The sequence below is a fragment of the Streptomyces sp. NPDC057099 genome, assembly GCF_042671245.1.
GTDB classification, from domain to species: domain Bacteria; phylum Actinomycetota; class Actinomycetes; order Streptomycetales; family Streptomycetaceae; genus Streptomyces; species Streptomyces purpurascens.
Map to the genome: position 1 here is coordinate 91231 of NZ_JBHUTX010000020.1, position 16712 is coordinate 107942.

Here is a 16712-nt window from a genome sequence, read left to right on the forward strand (position 1 = left end):
GCCCTTGAGGAGATGAAACGCCGCCCTCTGTCTTAAGGTCAATGGCGTTGGCATAAGGAGGGAGCCGTCGTGCCGAAGCCCGTGGTGCCGGAGGAGAAACGCCGTCGGCGCAGGCCCACCAAGAGCGGCACCGTGCTGTCCGAGGAGCTGATCGTCGAGACGGCGCTGCGCATGCTGCACGAACACGGCAGCGCGGGACTGACCGCCCGCAGGCTCGGCCTGGCCCTGGACGCCGACCCGAGCACGCTCTACCGGTACTTCCGGGGCATGGACGACCTGACGCTCGCCATCGGCGACGCGCTGATCGGGCAGGCGCTCGGCGGCTGGGCGCCGACGGGGGAGTGGCGGGCGGATCTGCGGGCCGTCGGGCTGCGCATCCACGCCGCGTACGTGGCGCATCCGCAGGCGGCCGTGCTCACCGCCAGCCGTGTCTCGGGCCGGGCCCACGAACTCGCCGCCGACGAGGCGGTCCTGGACGTCCTGCGCACGGCGGGTTTCCCGCTGCCGGACGCGGTGCGGGTCTACCACGCCTTCGTCGACACCACCCTGGCCTTCGCCGCACTCGACGCCGCCTCGCTGGCGCTGCCCACCGCCTCACTGCACGCCGACGAGGAGATGTGGCGCTCGACGTACGCCCGCCTGCCCGCCACCACCCATCCCCGCATCGCGGAAGCGGCACCCCTGCTCGCCACGCGCATGCTGACCAGCGCCTATCCGACGGCCCTGGACATGCTGCTGCACAGCGCGGCGGCGCAGTTGGAGAGCATCGGGGAGTAGGGCGGCGCGCCTCAGGTGCGCAGCGCCTCCGCTGCGGTCGCCGTCACCGTCTCCGCGACCTGCGCCAGCGCCGGGGAGTCGAGCTTCCACTGCTGCCAGTACAGGGGAACGTCGACCGTCCGGCCCGGGGCGAGTCCGACGAGCCGGCCGGTGCGCAGCAGGGGTTCCGCCTGGGCCTCGGGCACCAGGCCCCAGCCCAGTCCGGCGGCCACGGCGTCGACGAATCCCTCCGAGGTCGGTACGTAGTGCCGCAGCGCGCTCGCGCCGCTCCGCCCCCGGGTGAGCCGGCGGACGAAGCCGTCCTGGAAGTCGTCCCTGCGGTCGAAGCACACGACGGGCACATCGAGAAGCACCTGCTCCAGAGGGCCGCAGACGTGGCGTGCGGCGAAGTCCGGCGCGGCCACCGGGAGGTAGCGCATCCGCCCGAGGGACCGCACCGAACAGCCCGGCACGGCATCCGGTGACGAGGTCACCGCGGCCATCACCACCCCCTCCCGCAGCAGCGCCGCCGTGTGGTCCTCGTCCTCGCGGCGCAGCTCGAAGTGGAGCCGCAGCTCCTCCGGCACACGCGTGAGCACCCCGAGGAACCAGGTGGCCAGCGAGTCCGCGTTCACCGCCACCGACACCCGGGTCGGCTCGCCCGTACCGCTGAGGCCCAGCTCCGCGTACGCGTCGCGCTCCAGCCGCGCCACCTGGCGGGCCAGCCGCACCAGCACCTCGCCCGACTCGGTGGGCCGCACCGGCTTGGTCCGCAGCAGCAGGACCCGCCCCGTGCGCTGCTCCAGCGCCTTCACCCGCTGGCTGATCGCCGACGGCGTCACATGCAGCGCGGCCGCCGCCGCGTCGAAGGTGCCCTCGTCCACGACCGCGAGCAGGGTCCGCACCTGGTCCAGAGGGAGGTCCGCCATCTCGGAAGTCATCACGTGCGTTAATGATACGTAAGAATCTTTAGCTGTACCCGGGCCGGGTCCGTCCGTAGCGTCGAGGTCATGACCAGCACCTTCACCGCCGCAGCCGCGGGATTCGGCACCGGACTGTCCCTCATCGTCGCCATCGGCGCGCAGAACGCCTTCGTCCTGCGCCAGGGGGTCCGCCGCGAAGCCGTCCTCGCCGTCGTCGGCATCTGCGCCCTCTCCGACGCCGCCCTCATCGCGCTCGGGGTCGGCGGCGTCGGCGCGGTGGTGGTGGCATGGCCGGGCGCGCTGACGGCGGTCGGCTGGATCGGCGGCGCCTTCCTGCTCTGCTACGGCGCCCTGGCCGCCCGCCGGGCGATCCGGCCGGGCGGCGGACTCCGGGCGGAGGGGGAGGCGGCCGGATCAGCCCGCCGGGCCGTGCTCACCTGCCTGGCGATGACCTGGCTCAACCCGCACGTCTACCTCGACACCGTGTTCCTGCTGGGCTCCGTCGCCGCCGACCAGGGCCCGCTGCGCTGGACGTTCGGCCTCGGCGCCGTGCTGGCCAGCCTGTGCTGGTTCACCGCCCTCGGTTTCGGCGCCCGGCTGCTCGGCCGCTTCCTCGCCAAGCCCGCCGCTTGGCGCGTCATGGACGGTGTGCTCGCCGCCACCATGATCGTGCTCGGTGCCGCGCTCATCGCCGGAAGCTGACACCTCGGCTCCGGGGCGCTCGGCGGCCGGTGGGATAGTGATCCCCGGCCCGGTAGATGTAGCGAGCATCCAGGAAGCGGCGAGTGGACACGAGCGAGAGCAGGACGGAAGAACAGGATCCGGCGCCGGAGGCACCCCGGCGCCGCGGCTGGCGCCGCTGGGCCATGGACACCCGCCCCCTGCGCCGCCCCGCCTACCGGCGGCTGTGGGGCTCGACCATCGTCACGGCCGTCGGCAGCCAGCTCACCGCCGTCGCCGTGCCCAAGCAGATCTACGACATCACCGGCTCCTCGGCCTGGGTGGGCGCGGCGAGCCTGGCGGGCCTCGTGCCCCTGATCGTGTTCGCGCTGTGGGGCGGGGCGATCGCCGACAGCATGGACCGGCGCAAGCTGCTGCTGATCACCAACAGCGGCATCGCCGTCACCTCGCTGCTGTTCTGGCTCCAGGCCTTCGCCGGTCTGGAGTCGGTCGCCGCGCTCATGGTGCTGCTCGCGATGCAGCAGGCCTTCTGGGGCCTGAACGCACCGGCCCGCACCGCCTCCATCGCCCGCCTGGTCCCCGAGGACGAATTGCCCGCGGCGGGCGCCCTCGGTTCGACCGTGATGCAGACCGGCCAGGTGGCCGGCCCGCTGCTCGCCGGTGCCCTCATCCCCGTGATCGGGCTGCCCGAGCTCTATCTGATCGACGCCCTGGCGCTGTGCGTCACGGTGTGGGCGGTGTACCGGCTGCCGGCGCTGCCGCCCCTGTCCGGCACGGGAAAACGCCGCGCGGGCGTACGGGAGATCGCCGCCGGTTTCCGCTACATCTCCGGGCACACCGTGCTGTTGCTGTCGTTCCTCGCCGACATCATCGCCATGGTCCTCGGCATGCCGCGCGCCCTGTTCCCGCAGCTCGCCGCCCAGACCTACGCGCCCTACGGCGAAGGGCTCGCGCTGGGCCTGCTGTTCGCGGCGATCCCCATCGGCGCCGTGCTCGGCGGCCTGTTCTCCGGCACCTTCTCCCGGGCGCGCCGGCACGGCTGGATGGTCATCGGGGCGGTGGTCGCGTGGGGTGTGGCCATCGCGGGATTCGGACTGAGCAGCAGTCTGTGGGTCGGCGTGGTGTTCCTCGCCGTGGCCGGTGTGGCCGACATGGTCTCGATGGTCTTCCGGGGAGCGATCCTGCTGTCCGCCGCCACCGACGAGATGCGCGGGCGCATGCAGGGCGTCTTCACCGTCGTCGTGGCGGGCGGCCCGCGCCTCGCCGACGTACTGCACGGCACGGCGGGCTCCGCCTTCGGCCCCCGCGCAGCCGTCACGGGCGGCGGCCTGCTGGTCGTCGCCGTGATGCTGGCCCTGGCCGCCGCGGTACCGGCACTGCGCCGCTACCGCGTCTGACGTCTCACAGGGCCCCTCGCCGGTGCAGTGTGTACTGCTCCATCAGCTTGCCCCGGGTCATCTCCAGCCGGTGCGCGAGCACCTCGGCGACCGATCGCACCAGCAGCAGCCCCAGTTGGGAATCCTCCTCGCACAGTTCCAGCACGGCCGCCGCCTCGAACTCGTAGGCCCGTACGGGACTGAACGCCACCGCGCCGAAGTCCCAGGTGTGCGGCGGGAACAGCCAGGACCAGCCGAGCAGGTCGCCGGCGCCGAGGCTGGCCACGGTCACCCGTTGCAGGGAGTTGACCTCCTGGTCCAGGGAGACCGCGCCGGAGCGGATGACCCAGAAGCGATCGGCCGCGCCGCCCGCCTCGAAGATCCGGGTGTCCTCGGCGAAGGACACCTCCCGCGCGAGCGTCATCAGACGGTGCCGCTGCGACGGAGGCAGGGCGGTCAGGAGTTTGATCGCTTTGGTCATGAGGCGGAGCTCCTCGCCGGGAGGTCGACTTCCGGTGCTTTCTCCCTACGCCCATTTCAGCCGCTGGCGGGGCCTCGGGCACCTCGGCGTGCGCAACTTTCTCCGGGCATGAAAAAGCCCTGGCTGGACGGGGGAGACCAGCCAGGGCCGTTAGCGGTGATGCACGGAGGACCACGGGTTCGACTCCGGCACCACGTATGAATGAACGATAAACCATCCAGGGGCCGGCTGTGCACCCCGGAGCGGGGCGGGTGACCCGTTTCACCTTCCGCGCCGGGCCCCGGTCACTCCTCCGGACTGTGTTTGCCCGGCGTCAGGATCTCGTCCAGCACCCTGACCACCGCCTCGTAGGACATCCCTCGCACCGTCGCGTCCCTGGCCCCCTTCGGGTCGGTCGCGCCCAGTTCCTCGCTCCTGGCACGCCACGTCCGCTCCTCCCGCGCCGCGCAGGTCCTCGCGCGCCGGATACGCCGCAGCAGTTCGTCCGAGTCCACCACATCGGTCATGCACCCCGCCTACCCGCACATCGCGCGGAGATGGCACCGACCGGCGGCCGTTCGGGCGCTTTTCGGCAGGAGGAGGCGAACCGGAGGTTTGCAGGTGCGGGGAGAGGTCAGCCGAAGAGAAGAGGACCGCGGCGCTCGCGAGGTGCGCGCCCCGAACGCCGCGGCAGGCTGAAGGAAGCAGCGGGCACCGTGAGCCCCAGGCGTGCCCCGTGCGGGCGGCCGTGGAACGCGGGCCGGACCCGGCTTCCCGTCTTCACCGACCAGGGAGCTGCAGGATGTGCGACGAGCACATGATCGAATCCGTATTCGGGCCGCTCGGCGCGGACCGGGCCCGGCCGTACAAACCCGCCGAGGCGCGCCGGGCCGTGGAGCGGGCCGTGGCCGAACGCTGCCGCGCCACCCACACCCCGTGCGACGCGGACGCCCTGTCCGACGCGCTGCTCGTCGTCTCGGAACTGACGACCAACGCGATCCTGCACGGCGGCGGCGTCACCGACTTCCAGGTCGACGTCGACGGCCCCGGCGTGCGAGTCTCGGTGAGCGACCGCAGTGACGCACTGCCCGTCACCGCGCCGCCCACCGATCCGCACGGACGGCTGCGGCACGGGGGCCACGGCTGGCCCATCGTGTGCCGGCTCTCCCGCGACGTCCGCGTCTCGGACCTGCCGGCCGGCGGCAAGTGCATCACCGCCGTCGTGCCCTTCGCCTGAAAACCCGGGTGCCGGCTCCCGGGCAGATTGCACAGCAAAGTGGAGTTTGTTCCACCGAGGGCAGGGCAGTCGCAACCTCGTGCTTCGGACCGGAGGCGCGCCGGCGGGAGCGGTATGACTGCCCCGGAGGCCCTCCAGGCGATCCGGGCGGCGGCCTTCCCGCGGTAGACCCTGAAATCACCGTTGTCAGGAGCGAATCCGCATGCTCATCGACACGCCCACGAACCGCCCCGGCACGCCCGGAACGACGACCACCGCCGCCCGGCGGCGGCACGACGACGCCCCGGACACCGCGGCCCTCTTCACCCGGATGGCGGAACTGGAGGAGGGTCCCGAGCGGGAGGCCGTCCGTGACGAGCTCGTCGCGCTCTGGCTGCCCATGGCCCACCGCATCGCCGGCCGCTTCCGCGACCGCGGAGAGTCGCTGGAGGACCTGAAGCAGGTCGCGGCTCTCGGACTGGTCAAGGCCGTCGACCGGTTCGACCCGAGCCGGGGAGCCTTCGAGAGCTACGCCGTCCCCACCATCACCGGCGAGGTCAAGCGGCACTTCCGGGACCGGATGTGGGCCCTGCGGGTCCCCCGCCGGGTGCAGGAACTGCGCAACAAGGTGCGGGTGGCACGCCGTGAACTCACTCAGAGCCCGGGCAGCCCCGAGCCCTCCGTGGCGGACCTCGCCGCCCGCACCGGCCTGACCGAGGAAGAGGTCGGCGCCGGGCTCGAAGCGCTGGAGAGCTTCAGCACCCTGTCGCTGGACGCCGAGCTCTCGGCCGACGACGACGGCTACAGCCTCGCGGACACCCTCGGCGCGGCCGACGCCTCCTACGACGTCGTGGTCGACCGCGAGTCCGCCAAGGAAGGCCTGCGCCGCCTGCCGGAACGCGAACGGGCCATTCTCTACATGCGCTTCTTCGAGGACATGACGCAGAGCCGCATCGCCGACCACCTCGGCATATCCCAGATGCACGTCTCCCGGCTCATCAGCCGCAGTTGCGCCCGTGTGCGCGACGAGGCCCTGGGGCAGCGGACGGGCGCCCGGGACGGCGGCAGCACCTCCACGACGGCCTGACCCGGCCCGCGGGACCGCCGCCCTGGCCACCTGACCACGGGCGGGACAGGGCCCGGCCGACGGCATCAGCCGCGGCCGGGCCCTGTCGCGTACCCGCCCCGGCCGGGCACTCCCGGGTCGCCAGGCCGGAATGCGCTGGTCCGGAGGCCGGCCGGGTGTGTGGCCGCAGAGCGGGGGCATGCGGAACGCCGGGAGGTCGACATGAACACGAGTGCGCTGGCACAGACCGGACGGTTCCGAGCTCGACGGGCGGCAAAGGGTTCGGTGACCGAGGGGGCGGCACGGGCGGGATTCGCCGCCCGGGGCGTGATCTATCTGCTGGTCGGCGCGCTGGCGCTGCAGATCGCCTTCGGTGACACCAAGGAGCAGGCCGACCGCGGGGGAGCCCTGGCGGCGATCTCGCAGAAGCCGTTCGGAGCGGTGCTGCTCTGGGCCCTGGGCATCGGGCTCGTCGGCATGGCCCTGTGGCGGCTGTCCGAGGTGTTCTTCGGCTCCGTCGGAAAGGACGGCCGCAGCGCCCGCAAGCGGCTGATGGCAGCCGTCCGCTGCGCGTTCTACGCCTTCGTGGCCTACTCCGTGCTGTCCTTCGCGGCCAGCCGTCACCAGAGCGGCGGCGGCTCCAGCGACCAGCAGTCCCGGGACGCCACCGCCAGAGCCCTGGAGATACCCGGCGGGCAGTGGCTGGTCGGCGCGGCCGGGATCGCGATCGTCGCCGCGGGCGGATGGATCGGCGTACGGGCGGTCCTGCGCAAGTACCACGACAAGCTCCGGCTCGGGCAGATGGACCGCCGCACCCGTCGGCTGGTGGACGTCACCGGCGTGGCCGGCGGCGCCGCCCGCGGGCTGGTGTTCGCCGTGGCCGGTGTCTTCGCCGTCCGCGCCGCGATCGACTACGAACCCGACCAGGCCAAGGGCCTGGACGACACCCTGCGCACCTTCGCCGACACCCCCCTCGGCCCCTGGCTCCTGGTCTGCGTCGCGGCCGGGCTGGTGCTGTTCGGGGTGTTCTCCTTCGCGATGGCCCGCTGGCGACGCGTCTGAGCCGCGTCCTGCGGGGAACACGAAGCCAATGAGCGATTCCGAGATTCCGCATGGCGACGACCGGCCCGTGGACATGTACCTGGACCTCCTGCGCATCCGGATGGACACCGAGGACTACCGCCTCCTGATGCGCGTGGTGGAACCGGTCCTCGAGGCGATCGACGAGGAGCGCCTGTCCAGCCTCGACTTCGCGCTCGACTCAGGGGACGGCGACGAACTGCCCCAGGAGGTGCGTGACGAGGTGGCCCTCGTCATCGCCACCGCCGTCACCGGCCGCCTCGACAACGAAGTGGTCGAACTCGACGTCGACGACACCGGCCCGGTCAGGATCGTCACGGACGCGACCACCGCGTCCGACCCGGCCCGCCTCGGCGAGATCGCCGACTACATCAAGGAACGGCACAGGCAGACCGAGGAGCTCCGGGGCATCGCCGAGGTCAGCGGACTGCCCACGGACTTCTGAGCGGGCCGCGCCTCAGCTCCGGGGTTCCGCCACCGGCACGCCCAGCGGCCGGGCCAGGCCCACCACGGCCTCGTCCAGCCGCTCCAGGTGCCGCAGCACGCGGTCGGTGATCCGGCCGTAGCGCGGTGTGCCGGCGTCGGACCCCAGCAGCGAGGCGATGCTCGGGCCGGTCTCCACCCGGGCCCCGGTGTGCTCGTCCTCGACCCGGGCCGCGATGGTCCCGATGTTGCGCACGGTACGCGCCGCGGCCCCGCGCAACCGCGGGTCCGCCGCGATCGAGGGATGCGTGGGCAGCAGCTCGGCGGTCGCCGCCAGCGTCCGCGCGTGGTACGCGCACGTCTCCAGCAGCGCCACCACGTACCGGGCCGTGTGGCGCCGGGCCCGCAGCGGCGTGACCGGATGGGTCAGCGGCTGCGTGGCGGCCCGCAGGTCGGCCAGCGCCTGGTCCAGGTCGCGCGCCTTGTCCAGCAGCTCGTCCGCGGGCCCGCCGCTGAGCTGCCCGACCGCGGCCTCGGTGACATCGGCCAGCCGTTCGAGCACGGTGCCGAGCAGCTCGTTCGTACGGCGGTCGGTCCGCACGGGCAGGACCAGCGCCGCCGCCACCACGCCGCAGGCCGCGCCCAGAGCCGTCTCCTCCACCCGCAGCACGAGCACGTCGAGGCTGTAGGTGTGCAGCAGCGTGTACAGCAGCCCCAGCATCGCCGTGACGAAGAACGACATCAGCGTGTACGACAACGGCGCCGAGTAGAACATCGCGAAGATCAGCACCAGCACCAGCGCGAACGCCGTCCACGTGTGCTGCCCGACCAGTCCCGCCAGCACGATTCCGGCCACGACGCCGAACACCGTGCCGAGCAGCCGCCGGTAGCCCTTGACGAGGATCTCGCCCGTCGAGGCGGTGTTCAGAAAAACGATCCAGCAGGTCAGCACGGCCCAGTACCAGCGCTGTGTGGACAGCAGCTCGCCGCCCACGATGGCCAGCGTCGAGCCGACGGCGACCTGTACCGCGGCACGCGTGGTGGGCCGCCGCAGACCTGTCTCCTCCTCGACGGTCGGCTCCTCGCCGCCGCCGTCGATCGCCGCGTCCTCGGCGTCCAGCTCCTCGCGGGAGCGGGCCGTGGCAGGGGTGTCGTCCGACTCGTCCTGCGGGCCGTCCAGCGCGATCCGCAGACCCATGACCGCGCGGGCCGACTCGCCGATGCCCCGGAAGACGTCCTGGACGGCGGCGGGTGCGGCCGGCAGGTTCTCCTCGTCCCGGTAGCCGAGCAGCCGGTTGCGTACGTGGGCCAGCCCTGTGCCTGTATGGCCGCTCCCGGCCCGCAGCACGAGGGTGTGCAGCGCCTGGAGATCCCGGCGGAGCGTGGCGGTGGCCTCGTCCGGTACCGCCGGCGCGCTCAGCGACGGCGCGGGCGCGCCCGGCAGGTGCAGGGTGAGCGTGTCGGCACGCTCGGCGGTGCGGGCGGTCAGCAACAGCAGACCGAGCCGCTCGGCGGCGATCTCCGCGTCCGCGACCCGGCGCTGCACGAGCCGCGCCACCGACTCGTCCTGGGTGCCCTCGTCCAGCTGCGCCTGGATCATCATCGCCGTCTCGTGCAGCCGCGCGGTGCCCTCGCGCACGGCGTCCAGGGCCTTGTCCATCTCCTCCCCGTCGGCGTCGAGGAGGTCGAGCTGTGCGGACACCAGCTGGGCCAGCCGGGCGCGGAAGGCCAGCCGCAGCCGCATCAGGACGCCCGTGGGCGTCGCCGGCACCACCGCGAAGCGCAGTACGGCACTGCAGCAGAACGCCACGGCCATGACGCCGCACAGCGCGGGCAGCGAGGAGACGGTGACGCCGACGAACAGGGACAGGAAGTAGACCTGGAAGCCGATCAGCCCCAGCGCGGTGCCGCGGTCGCCGAACCGGCGGCCGTAGACCGCGCAGAAGATCAGGACGACGAAGAAGATGTCACCGACGTAGACACGCGCGTTGAGCGCCGCGCTCAGCGACACGGAGGCCAGCGCCACCGGCAGGCCCAGCGCCAGTGTCACGGCCTGGGGTCCGAGCTGCTTCTCCCGGATGGCGAAGGTGGCGACCATCGCCGCCATGGCCCCCGCCACCAGCTGGTGCACATCGGCCCCGAACGGGCTGAGCACGGCCAGGGTGAGTGCGATGGCGCCGACCGTGCGCAACCCGGCCGTCAGGCGCAGCAGTCCGGGGTCGGACGCCGCGATCCGGTCCCGCAGACCTGTCCACACCGACCGTCCTGCTGCCCTCACGCCGCCGCACTCTCTCCCGACCCACACCAAGATCCGCGTCTCAGCATGTCATGCCGGAATCGGAAGCTCCCCTTCGACCCCGCCTAGTCCCGCCGACCTGAGCCCTCGATGTGCTCCCGCACCTGTTCCGGCGTCAGATAGGCGTCCGTGTACTCGAAGTCCTTCAGCCGGGCGGCCTTCCGGGTCTGGAAGCCGGTCCGTACGAAGTCGTCGCCGGCGACCGCGTTGAGCAGCCAGTTCGTCATCACCCGCGTCTTGGCCACGTTGGTGCGCAGCGCCGACCAGTGGTAGCCGCGGGCGACGGCCTGGGCGGGCAGGCCGCGCAGTTCGATGCCCAGCGGCTTGGAGACCGCGTCGGTGCCGCCGAGGTCGACGACGAGCCCGAGGTCCTTGTGGACGTAACGCTGCATCGACTGCCCCCGCAGCGCCGCGATGACGTTGTCGGCGACGTGCTTGCCCTGCCGCAGGGCGTGCTGCGCGGTGGGCGGGCACATGGCGCCGTCGTCGCCCTTGGCCAGATCGGGCACGGCGGCCGAGTCGCCGAGCGCGAACACCCCGTCGTTGCCCGGCAGGTTCATCTCGGGGGCGACCGCGAGCCGTCCCTTGACCGTCTCGGCGCCGAGCGTGGCGATGAGGGGGCTGGCGACGACCCCTGCGGTCCAGATGAGCGTGCGGGTCGGGATCACCCGCCCGTCGGTGAAGGTGACCTCCTCGGGGCCGGCCTTCGCGATGGAGACGCCCAGGGAGATCTCGATGCCCCGCCGCCGCAGGATCTCCTGCGCGCTGCTGCCGAGCTTCTCGCCGAGTTCCGGCATCAGCTTCGGCGCGATGTCGATCAGATGCCACTTGATCAGCCCCGGGTCCAGCCGCGGGTAGCGCTTCACGGCGGCGTGCGTCAGGCGCTGCAGGCACGCCGCGGTCTCGGTGCCCGCGTAGCCGCCGCCGACCACCACGAACTGCAGCCGCGAGGCCCGCTCGTCCGGGTCCTGGCTCGCGTCGGCCAGATCCAGCTGCGAGATGACGTGGTCACGGATGTACGCCGCCTCGGCGAGCGTCTTCATCCCGAACGCGTGGTCCGTCAGACCGGGGATGTCGAAGGTACGGGTGATGCTGCCGGGGGCCAGCACGATGTAGTCGTACGGCTCGTTGACGATCTGGTCGGTGATGGTGCGGATGACGCAGACCTTGGACTTCAGGTCGACGCCGACGGCCCCGCCCGGAATGATCCGCGTGCGGTACTTCTTGCTGCGGCGCAGGGAGACGGCGATCGACTGCGGCGTCAGCACGCCGGAGGCGACCTGGGGAAGCAGCGGCAGGTAGAGCTGGTAGGCGAACGGCGTCACCAGCGTGACGTCGGCCTCGTCCGGGGAGAGTTTCCGTTCCAGACGGCGGACGCACTCCACGCCGGCGAAGCCTGCGCCAACCACCAGGATCCTGGGTCGTGTCACGGTGTTCATCCCTTTCTGCGGCTCCAGGCGGTCTGCCTCGAACGCCTTTCGACTGCCCCTGGATCGCTGGTTCGCACCCTTTCGATCCCACCGCGTGTCCGACCGGGACGCCAGTCGGACGCGGCAGGCAGACGAACGCGTCGATCACCACCATGCCCGCCCGGTGGCCGAAAAGCACCAGGCGGGAGTGAAGAACGCGTGCAAGGCACGGCCGGCCGGACGCCGGTCGGACCGCGCCGTCAGGACGTGGCGTCCCCCTGGAGATGACACAGCAGCAGACACACGTCGTCGTCGCGCTCGGAATCGCTCAGCAGAGGATGCAGGATCCGGTCGGCCGAGCCCTCCAGATCCGCGTCCAGCTCCGCGGAACGGAACCCGCCGAGCGCCGTGGCCAGCCGCTCGATGCCCGGGTCTATGCCCTGCGCGCGCCGCTCGACCAGCCCGTCCGTGTACAGCGCGAGCGTCGACCCGGGCTCCACCTGCTCCGTGTGGTCGGCGATCTCCTGGGTGAGCGGGATGCCGAGCATGGCGCCGGGTTTGGCGTCGAGCGTGCGCACGGTCCCGTCGGGCAGCCGCAGCACCGGCGGCGGATGCCCCGCGGCGGCCCAGGTCAGGGTGGGCTCGTCCGGGTGGAAGCGCGCGATGACGGCGGTGGCGTACAGGTCGGGCTGCAGATGGTGCAGGAACCGATGCAGCCGGGTCAGCAGCCGGCCCGGGCTGTCGCCGTCGACGGCGTACGCCCGCAGCGCGGTGCGCAGCTGGCTCATCATGACGGCCGCGTGCAGCCCGTGCCCGGTCACATCGCCGATGACGGTGATGAGACCGCCGTCCCGCTGGCGGAACGCGTCGTACCAGTCACCGCCGATGTTCATCCCGTGCGTGGCGGGCAGATACCGCGCGGCCAGGCTGAGCCCCGGCGTCGTCGGCAGATCCGTGAGCAGGGCGCGCTGCAGCGTCTCGGCGATGTCGCGGTTGTGCTCGAAGCGCCGGGCGTTGTCGATCGCGATGCTGGCCCGCCGGGTCAGCTCGATCAGCATCACCGCGTCGTCCGGGTCCCAGCGCGCACCGGGCGGCGACAGGGTCAGGACTCCCAGCGGCGCCCGTCGCGTCGGCAGCGGGACACACAGCAGCGGCCGCCCGGGATCCAGCGCCGAAGGCGGCTGGTCCTCGACGCCGGGCAGGCCACCCGGATGGTCGGCGGCGTACTGCGGCCGACCGGTCCGGGCCGCCACCACGGCGGCGGCCGGATGCGGTGCCGACCCGTGCCGGTCGTCCTCGTGGTCGAACAGCCAGATGTCGACGCTGCGCGCGTACTCCGGCACCAGCAGGTCCGGCAGCCGGCGCACGATCTCCTCGTGGTTGAGCGAGGCCGTCAGCACGGCACTCGCGTCCGCGAGGAAGGTCAGCCTGCGGCGGGCGCTCTCCGCCTCGTTGCGGGCGCTGCGCTCGGCGGCGAAGGCCTCGCGCTGGGCCCGCCCGGCCGCGTCCAGCTCCGCGTGCAGCGCCAGGACGCCCTGGTTCGTCTGGTGCAGCTCCTCGCGGTGGAAGGAGACCAGGTCCTCCTGCTCGGTGAGCTTGTCCAGCACCACGGCCGTGTCCTCGTCGGCACCGAGCAGCGCCTCCGCGAGGGCGGCCGGGTCGTCCGCGACGGTGCCGCTCTCCCCGGCCCGGGCCGCCTCGGGGCAGGGGGCCGTGACCTCCCACGGCGGTTCCCCGGCCGCGGCGGACGCGTCCGGCGACGGGGTCACCACGGCGTGCAGCAGCCCCTCCTCGGTGGGAGAGCCGGCCAGGTCCGTCGTGAGCAGCCACGTGCCGCCCTTGGTGAGGCACTGACGCAGGTGCGCGCTGAGGGCGGCGGCCAGCCTCGTCCGCTCGACGGTGGGCACCCCGTACGCGGCGGCCAGGCGCGCGAGGGCGATGCGGGCGCGTGCCGCATCGGTGACGGTGGTGATCTGCCAAGTGCGCATCATGGGCGTTCCGGCGGGGTCGGAGTCAGCACGGCCACGGCGGTGTCGTCCCGCACCGGGCGGGCGGGACTGCTCGCGTCACGTATCGTCACGGCGGCCGTCACGGCCGGGTCGGCCGCGGGCAGCCCGGCGCCGGACGGCGGCGTCCAGCGGCTGGGCAGGCCGTCGGTGTGCAGGATCAGCAGCCGGTCGTCCGCCCAGTCGGCCTCCTCCTCGCGGAGGGTGCCGGGCCGGTGGACGCCGACGATGCCGGGCCGCGACAGCAGATGACGCCAGGTGCCGTCCGTGCGCAGTCGCGCCCCCACGTTGCCGATGCCGGCGAACCGCAGCCGCCCGGCCCGCAGATCGAGCTGGGCCACGGCGACGGCCGCGCCCCGGGTGCCCTTCAGCGCGCCGTGCAGTTGCCGCAGCACCTCGGCGGGGGAGAGGTGGGCCCAGCGGTGCAGCGCCACGACCGCGGCGGACGAGGCACGAGCGGCCTCCGGACCGTGCCCCAGACCGTCCGCCAGCATCAGCGTCACCCGCTCCCCGGCCCGCACCCACGCCCAGGCGTCGCCCGAGCACTCGGCTCCGGCGTAGGGGATGTTCACGCCTCCGGCCCGCACGGCGGCGACCGGCGCGGGGCCGTCGTCCGACGGGCCGGGCCGCGCTTCAGGCCCGGGGACACCGCCGGACCACCCCGGAACGGCACCACCCGGCGTGCCGGGCCCGGGCGTCTCGCTCCAGCTCCCCGAGACCCCGTCGGCCCACACGCGCACGGCCGGCCCGGCGGGCGGTCCGTCACCGCGGGGCGTGGTGCCCACACGGGCCACCGCGACCGTGCCGCGGCCCGGCGTGCTGTGCAGGCCGAAGTCGTCGGCGAGACGCAGACACGTGCCGAGGCCCGCACCGAGCGAGCGGGTCGTGGAGAAACCGTCGCGCAGCGCCGCGGGCACGTCGGGAATGCCCGGGCCGTGATCGATCGCGGCGATCTGCACGACCCGGGACTCGTCACGTCCCTCCCGCAGCACCGGCGGCGCCACGATGTCGATGAGCACCTGACCACCCTCGGCGTGCTTGAGCAGATTCGTGGCGAGCTCGGTCGCGACCAGCGCGGCGGCCGCGGTGCGCCGCTCGTCGAGACCGGCCAGCGCGGCCGCGTCCTCCGCGGCGACCCGCGCGTCGCGCACCCGCGTCGAGTCGCGTACCGGGACGTCCCACACGCGCGGCATCAGGCCTCCTCGCGCGGACGCGGCGGGTGGGCGACCCAGCAGGTCACCCGCACGGTGGTGCCGTCGCCCGGCGTGCTGTCGATGTGGAAGTCGTGTACCAGGCGCCGCGCGCCGCTCAGCCCCATCCCCAGTCCGCCGCCGGAGGTGTAGCCGTCGCTGAGCGCCCGGTCCAGGTCGGCGATGCCCGGCCCCTCGTCGGTGAAGGCCAGCCGCAGGCCCTGCGCACCCGCGCTGCTCACGTGCGTCGCCTCCATCTGCCCGCCACCGCCGTGCACGAGGGTGTTGCGGGCCAGCTCACTGGCGGCGGTGACCAGCTTGGTCTGCGCCACCAGGCCGAAGCCGAGCAGGGCCGCGGCCTGCCGCACGTGCTGTCGCACCCACACCAGGTCCAGGTCCGACCGGATGGGCAGGCAGGCCTCCACGCCCGCGGCGGTGTGCATCACGGACTCTCCTGACGCGGGCCGCCGGGACGGGCCACCGGGGTCCGCCGGGTGAGGAGCTCCATGCCCGCCTCGGCGCTGAGCGCGGTGCGCAGCCCCGGCAGCGTCAGTCCCAGTTCCACCAGGGTGATGGCGACCGCCGGGCGCATGCCGGCCACCACGGTCCGCGCGGCCAGCAGCTTGGCCTGCGCGGCGATCTCGGCCAGCACCCGGCCGAGGAACGAGTCGACGATCTCCACCCCGGAGATGTCGATGAGGACACCGCGCACCCCGGTACGGGAGATGGTCTCCGCGAGGTCCTGCTGGAGCTGCTGGGCCGTGCTGTCGTGCAGGTCCCCCTGGAGCGTGACCAGGAGGACGTCGCCGAGCCGCAGGACCGGCACATGGCCCGTGGCGGGACGGAGGTAGGCGTCGCTCACCGCTGTCCCGTACCCGCGTTCACGATGTCCGCGCCGAGCTGGTGCAGCGCGTACCCCAGCGCGTCGGCGAGGTTCGCGCGGGTGATCACGTCCAGGTCCAGACCGAGGTGGACGATGGTCTGCGCGATGGCGGGCCGGATGCCGGAGACGATGCACTCGGCGCCCATCAGCCGCGCGGCGGCCACCGTCTTCATCAGGTGCTGCGCCACCAGCGAGTCGACCGTGGGCACGCCGGTGATGTCCAGGATCGCGAACCGGGCGTGCTGGTCGACGACGGCGTCCAGCAGCGTCTCCATGACCACCTGGCTGCGAGCGCTGTCGAGCGTCCCGATCAGCGGCACGGCCACGATGCCGTCCCACAGCCGGATGACGGGCGTGGCCACCTCCATCAGCTGCAGGCGCTGCCGGTCGCTGAGCGCCTCCCACTCGCTCAGCGCCGTCTGCATGGCCACCAGCCGCAGGGTGCCCATCAGCACGGCGAACGCCGTCGAACACGCCCGCAGGTGCTCGGGCGGTGCCTGCTCCAGGTCGGCGGCCAGCAGGTTCTCGACGGGCGGCCGCAGGGCGGCCAGCTCGCTGGACACCTGGGTGTTGGACAGCCCGGCACGGGAACGGGCCGCGCCCATCCGGGCCAGCTGCTCCCGCACCCCGCTGAACCCCGCGGAGTCCGGGTCCTCCACCTGGTCCGAGTCGGCCACCTGCGCCAGCGCGTCCACGACGGCCTTGCCCGCCTCCACCGCCTCGTCGCGCGAGACGGTGAACACGGTGCGGAACAGCGGCTCGTCCGCCCACCGCTGGGCGATCTGTTCGCGCCGGCGGTGCAGGAAGTCCCTGACCTCCCGCGTGGGCGTTTCGAGCTGTCCGTCCGCTTCCTGCTCCGGCACCTGGTTCTCTCCTCTTCCGCGTTGCGTCGACCGAGCCCGCTTCGGGAAACGAGAACGGCATGATCACACTTGCCGGACGACAAC

17 protein-coding genes are annotated in these 16712 nt (G+C 72.9%); 7 read left to right on the forward strand and 10 right to left on the reverse strand.

From position 1 onward, the window contains the following. Positions 1-69 precede the first annotated feature (69 nt). Entirely contained in the window at positions 70-777 is a 708-nt protein-coding gene (locus ACFT4A_RS24220) for a TetR/AcrR family transcriptional regulator (RefSeq protein WP_382833303.1), read from the forward strand. Positions 778-788: 11 nt separating this feature from the next. On the opposite strand, the gene ACFT4A_RS24225 is transcribed toward ACFT4A_RS24220, so the two are convergent. Then, a complete protein-coding gene (locus ACFT4A_RS24225) occupies positions 789-1685 on the reverse strand; it encodes a LysR family transcriptional regulator ArgP (protein ID WP_382833360.1) in 897 nt (298 codons plus the stop codon). An 81-nt stretch (positions 1686-1766) separates the two neighbouring features. Here ACFT4A_RS24225 and ACFT4A_RS24230 point away from each other — a divergent pair, with 81 nt between their 5' ends. Together ACFT4A_RS24230 and ACFT4A_RS24235 are read left to right on the forward strand one after the other, a co-directional pair. Further along, a complete protein-coding gene (locus tag ACFT4A_RS24230) occupies positions 1767-2381 on the forward strand; it encodes a LysE/ArgO family amino acid transporter (protein WP_382833304.1) in 615 nt (204 codons plus the stop codon). Positions 2382-2464: 83 nt separating this feature from the next. Beyond that, the gene (locus ACFT4A_RS24235; protein WP_382833306.1) at positions 2465-3757 is read left to right on the forward strand and encodes an MFS transporter; all 1293 of its coding nucleotides are present in this window, start codon (positions 2465-2467) and stop codon (positions 3755-3757) included. Between the two features lie 4 nt (positions 3758-3761). Here the strand turns inward: ACFT4A_RS24235 and ACFT4A_RS24240 are convergent, their stop codons facing one another. After that, entirely contained in the window at positions 3762-4217 is a 456-nt protein-coding gene (locus ACFT4A_RS24240; protein WP_382833308.1) for a cyclic nucleotide-binding domain-containing protein, read from the reverse strand. A gap of 284 nt (positions 4218-4501) precedes the next feature. Then, positions 4502-4723 (reverse strand): hypothetical protein, encoded by a 222-nt coding sequence (locus ACFT4A_RS24245; RefSeq protein ID WP_382833310.1) that lies wholly within the window; start codon positions 4721-4723, stop codon positions 4502-4504. Positions 4724-4998: 275 nt separating this feature from the next. On the opposite strand from ACFT4A_RS24245, the gene ACFT4A_RS24250 reads away from it, so the two are divergent. From ACFT4A_RS24250 to ACFT4A_RS24265, 4 genes are all read left to right on the forward strand, one after another. Next, a complete protein-coding gene (locus ACFT4A_RS24250; RefSeq protein WP_382833312.1) occupies positions 4999-5433 on the forward strand; it encodes an ATP-binding protein in 435 nt (144 codons plus the stop codon). 202 nt (positions 5434-5635) lie between these two features. Then, a complete protein-coding gene (locus tag ACFT4A_RS24255; RefSeq protein ID WP_382833314.1) occupies positions 5636-6499 on the forward strand; it encodes a SigB/SigF/SigG family RNA polymerase sigma factor in 864 nt (287 codons plus the stop codon). 201 nt (positions 6500-6700) lie between these two features. Next, positions 6701-7540: a DUF1206 domain-containing protein gene (locus ACFT4A_RS24260; protein WP_382833316.1), complete on the forward strand. Its 840-nt coding sequence runs from the start codon at positions 6701-6703 to the stop codon at positions 7538-7540. Between the two features lie 28 nt (positions 7541-7568). Continuing rightward, positions 7569-8003 carry a hypothetical protein gene (locus tag ACFT4A_RS24265; RefSeq protein ID WP_382833318.1) on the forward strand — a complete coding sequence of 145 codons (435 nt, stop codon included), beginning with the start codon at positions 7569-7571 and terminating at the stop codon, positions 8001-8003. 12 nt (positions 8004-8015) lie between these two features. On the opposite strand, the gene ACFT4A_RS24270 is transcribed toward ACFT4A_RS24265, so the two are convergent. The 7 genes from ACFT4A_RS24270 to ACFT4A_RS24300 all read right to left on the reverse strand — a co-directional run bounded on the left by ACFT4A_RS24270 (position 8016) and on the right by ACFT4A_RS24300 (position 16628). Next, positions 8016-10259 (reverse strand): FUSC family protein, encoded by a 2244-nt coding sequence (locus tag ACFT4A_RS24270; RefSeq protein ID WP_382833319.1) that lies wholly within the window; start codon positions 10257-10259, stop codon positions 8016-8018. Positions 10260-10342: 83 nt separating this feature from the next. Next, complete coding sequence (locus ACFT4A_RS24275) at positions 10343-11716, reverse strand: NAD(P)/FAD-dependent oxidoreductase (RefSeq protein ID WP_382833321.1); 1374 nt, start codon at positions 11714-11716, stop codon at positions 10343-10345. Between the two features lie 230 nt (positions 11717-11946). After that, positions 11947-13677 (reverse strand): PP2C family protein-serine/threonine phosphatase, encoded by a 1731-nt coding sequence (locus ACFT4A_RS24280; RefSeq protein WP_382833323.1) that lies wholly within the window; start codon positions 13675-13677, stop codon positions 11947-11949. Beyond that, complete coding sequence (locus ACFT4A_RS24285; RefSeq protein WP_382833325.1) at positions 13674-14885, reverse strand: SpoIIE family protein phosphatase; 1212 nt, start codon at positions 14883-14885, stop codon at positions 13674-13676. Before ACFT4A_RS24285 ends, ACFT4A_RS24280 begins: the two co-directional genes overlap by 4 nt. Then, the gene (locus ACFT4A_RS24290) at positions 14885-15325 is read right to left on the reverse strand and encodes an anti-sigma regulatory factor (RefSeq protein ID WP_382833362.1); all 441 of its coding nucleotides are present in this window, start codon (positions 15323-15325) and stop codon (positions 14885-14887) included. The genes ACFT4A_RS24285 and ACFT4A_RS24290 overlap by 1 nt, the downstream gene beginning before the upstream one ends. Then, positions 15325-15744 (reverse strand): STAS domain-containing protein, encoded by a 420-nt coding sequence (locus tag ACFT4A_RS24295; protein ID WP_382833326.1) that lies wholly within the window; start codon positions 15742-15744, stop codon positions 15325-15327. The genes ACFT4A_RS24290 and ACFT4A_RS24295 overlap by 1 nt, the downstream gene beginning before the upstream one ends. Beyond that, positions 15741-16628, reverse strand: a complete 888-nt coding sequence (locus ACFT4A_RS24300; RefSeq protein ID WP_382833328.1) for an STAS domain-containing protein — start codon at positions 16626-16628, stop codon at positions 15741-15743. Before ACFT4A_RS24300 ends, ACFT4A_RS24295 begins: the two co-directional genes overlap by 4 nt. Positions 16629-16712: the final 84 nt, after the last annotated feature.

Excerpts from the sequence above, each read along its gene's own strand:
- ACFT4A_RS24230 (WP_382833304.1), top strand. The coding sequence starts at position 1,767 with ATGACCAGCACCTTCACCGCCGCAGCCGCGGGATTCGGCACCGGACTG.
- ACFT4A_RS24265 (WP_382833318.1), top strand. The coding sequence starts at position 7,569 with ATGAGCGATTCCGAGATTCCGCATGGCGACGACCGGCCCGTGGACATG.
- ACFT4A_RS24255 (WP_382833314.1), top strand. The coding sequence starts at position 5,636 with ATGCTCATCGACACGCCCACGAACCGCCCCGGCACGCCCGGAACGACG.
- ACFT4A_RS24290 (WP_382833362.1), bottom strand. The coding sequence starts at position 15,325 with ATGCACACCGCCGCGGGCGTGGAGGCCTGCCTGCCCATCCGGTCGGAC.
- ACFT4A_RS24250 (WP_382833312.1), top strand. The coding sequence starts at position 4,999 with ATGTGCGACGAGCACATGATCGAATCCGTATTCGGGCCGCTCGGCGCG.
- ACFT4A_RS24275 (WP_382833321.1), bottom strand. The coding sequence starts at position 11,716 with ATGAACACCGTGACACGACCCAGGATCCTGGTGGTTGGCGCAGGCTTC.
- ACFT4A_RS24225 (WP_382833360.1), bottom strand. The coding sequence starts at position 1,685 with ATGGCGGACCTCCCTCTGGACCAGGTGCGGACCCTGCTCGCGGTCGTG.
- ACFT4A_RS24260 (WP_382833316.1), top strand. The coding sequence starts at position 6,701 with ATGAACACGAGTGCGCTGGCACAGACCGGACGGTTCCGAGCTCGACGG.
- ACFT4A_RS24245 (WP_382833310.1), bottom strand. The coding sequence starts at position 4,723 with ATGACCGATGTGGTGGACTCGGACGAACTGCTGCGGCGTATCCGGCGC.
- ACFT4A_RS24280 (WP_382833323.1), bottom strand. The coding sequence starts at position 13,677 with ATGATGCGCACTTGGCAGATCACCACCGTCACCGATGCGGCACGCGCC.
- ACFT4A_RS24240 (WP_382833308.1), bottom strand. The coding sequence starts at position 4,217 with ATGACCAAAGCGATCAAACTCCTGACCGCCCTGCCTCCGTCGCAGCGG.
- ACFT4A_RS24285 (WP_382833325.1), bottom strand. The coding sequence starts at position 14,885 with ATGCCGCGCGTGTGGGACGTCCCGGTACGCGACTCGACGCGGGTGCGC.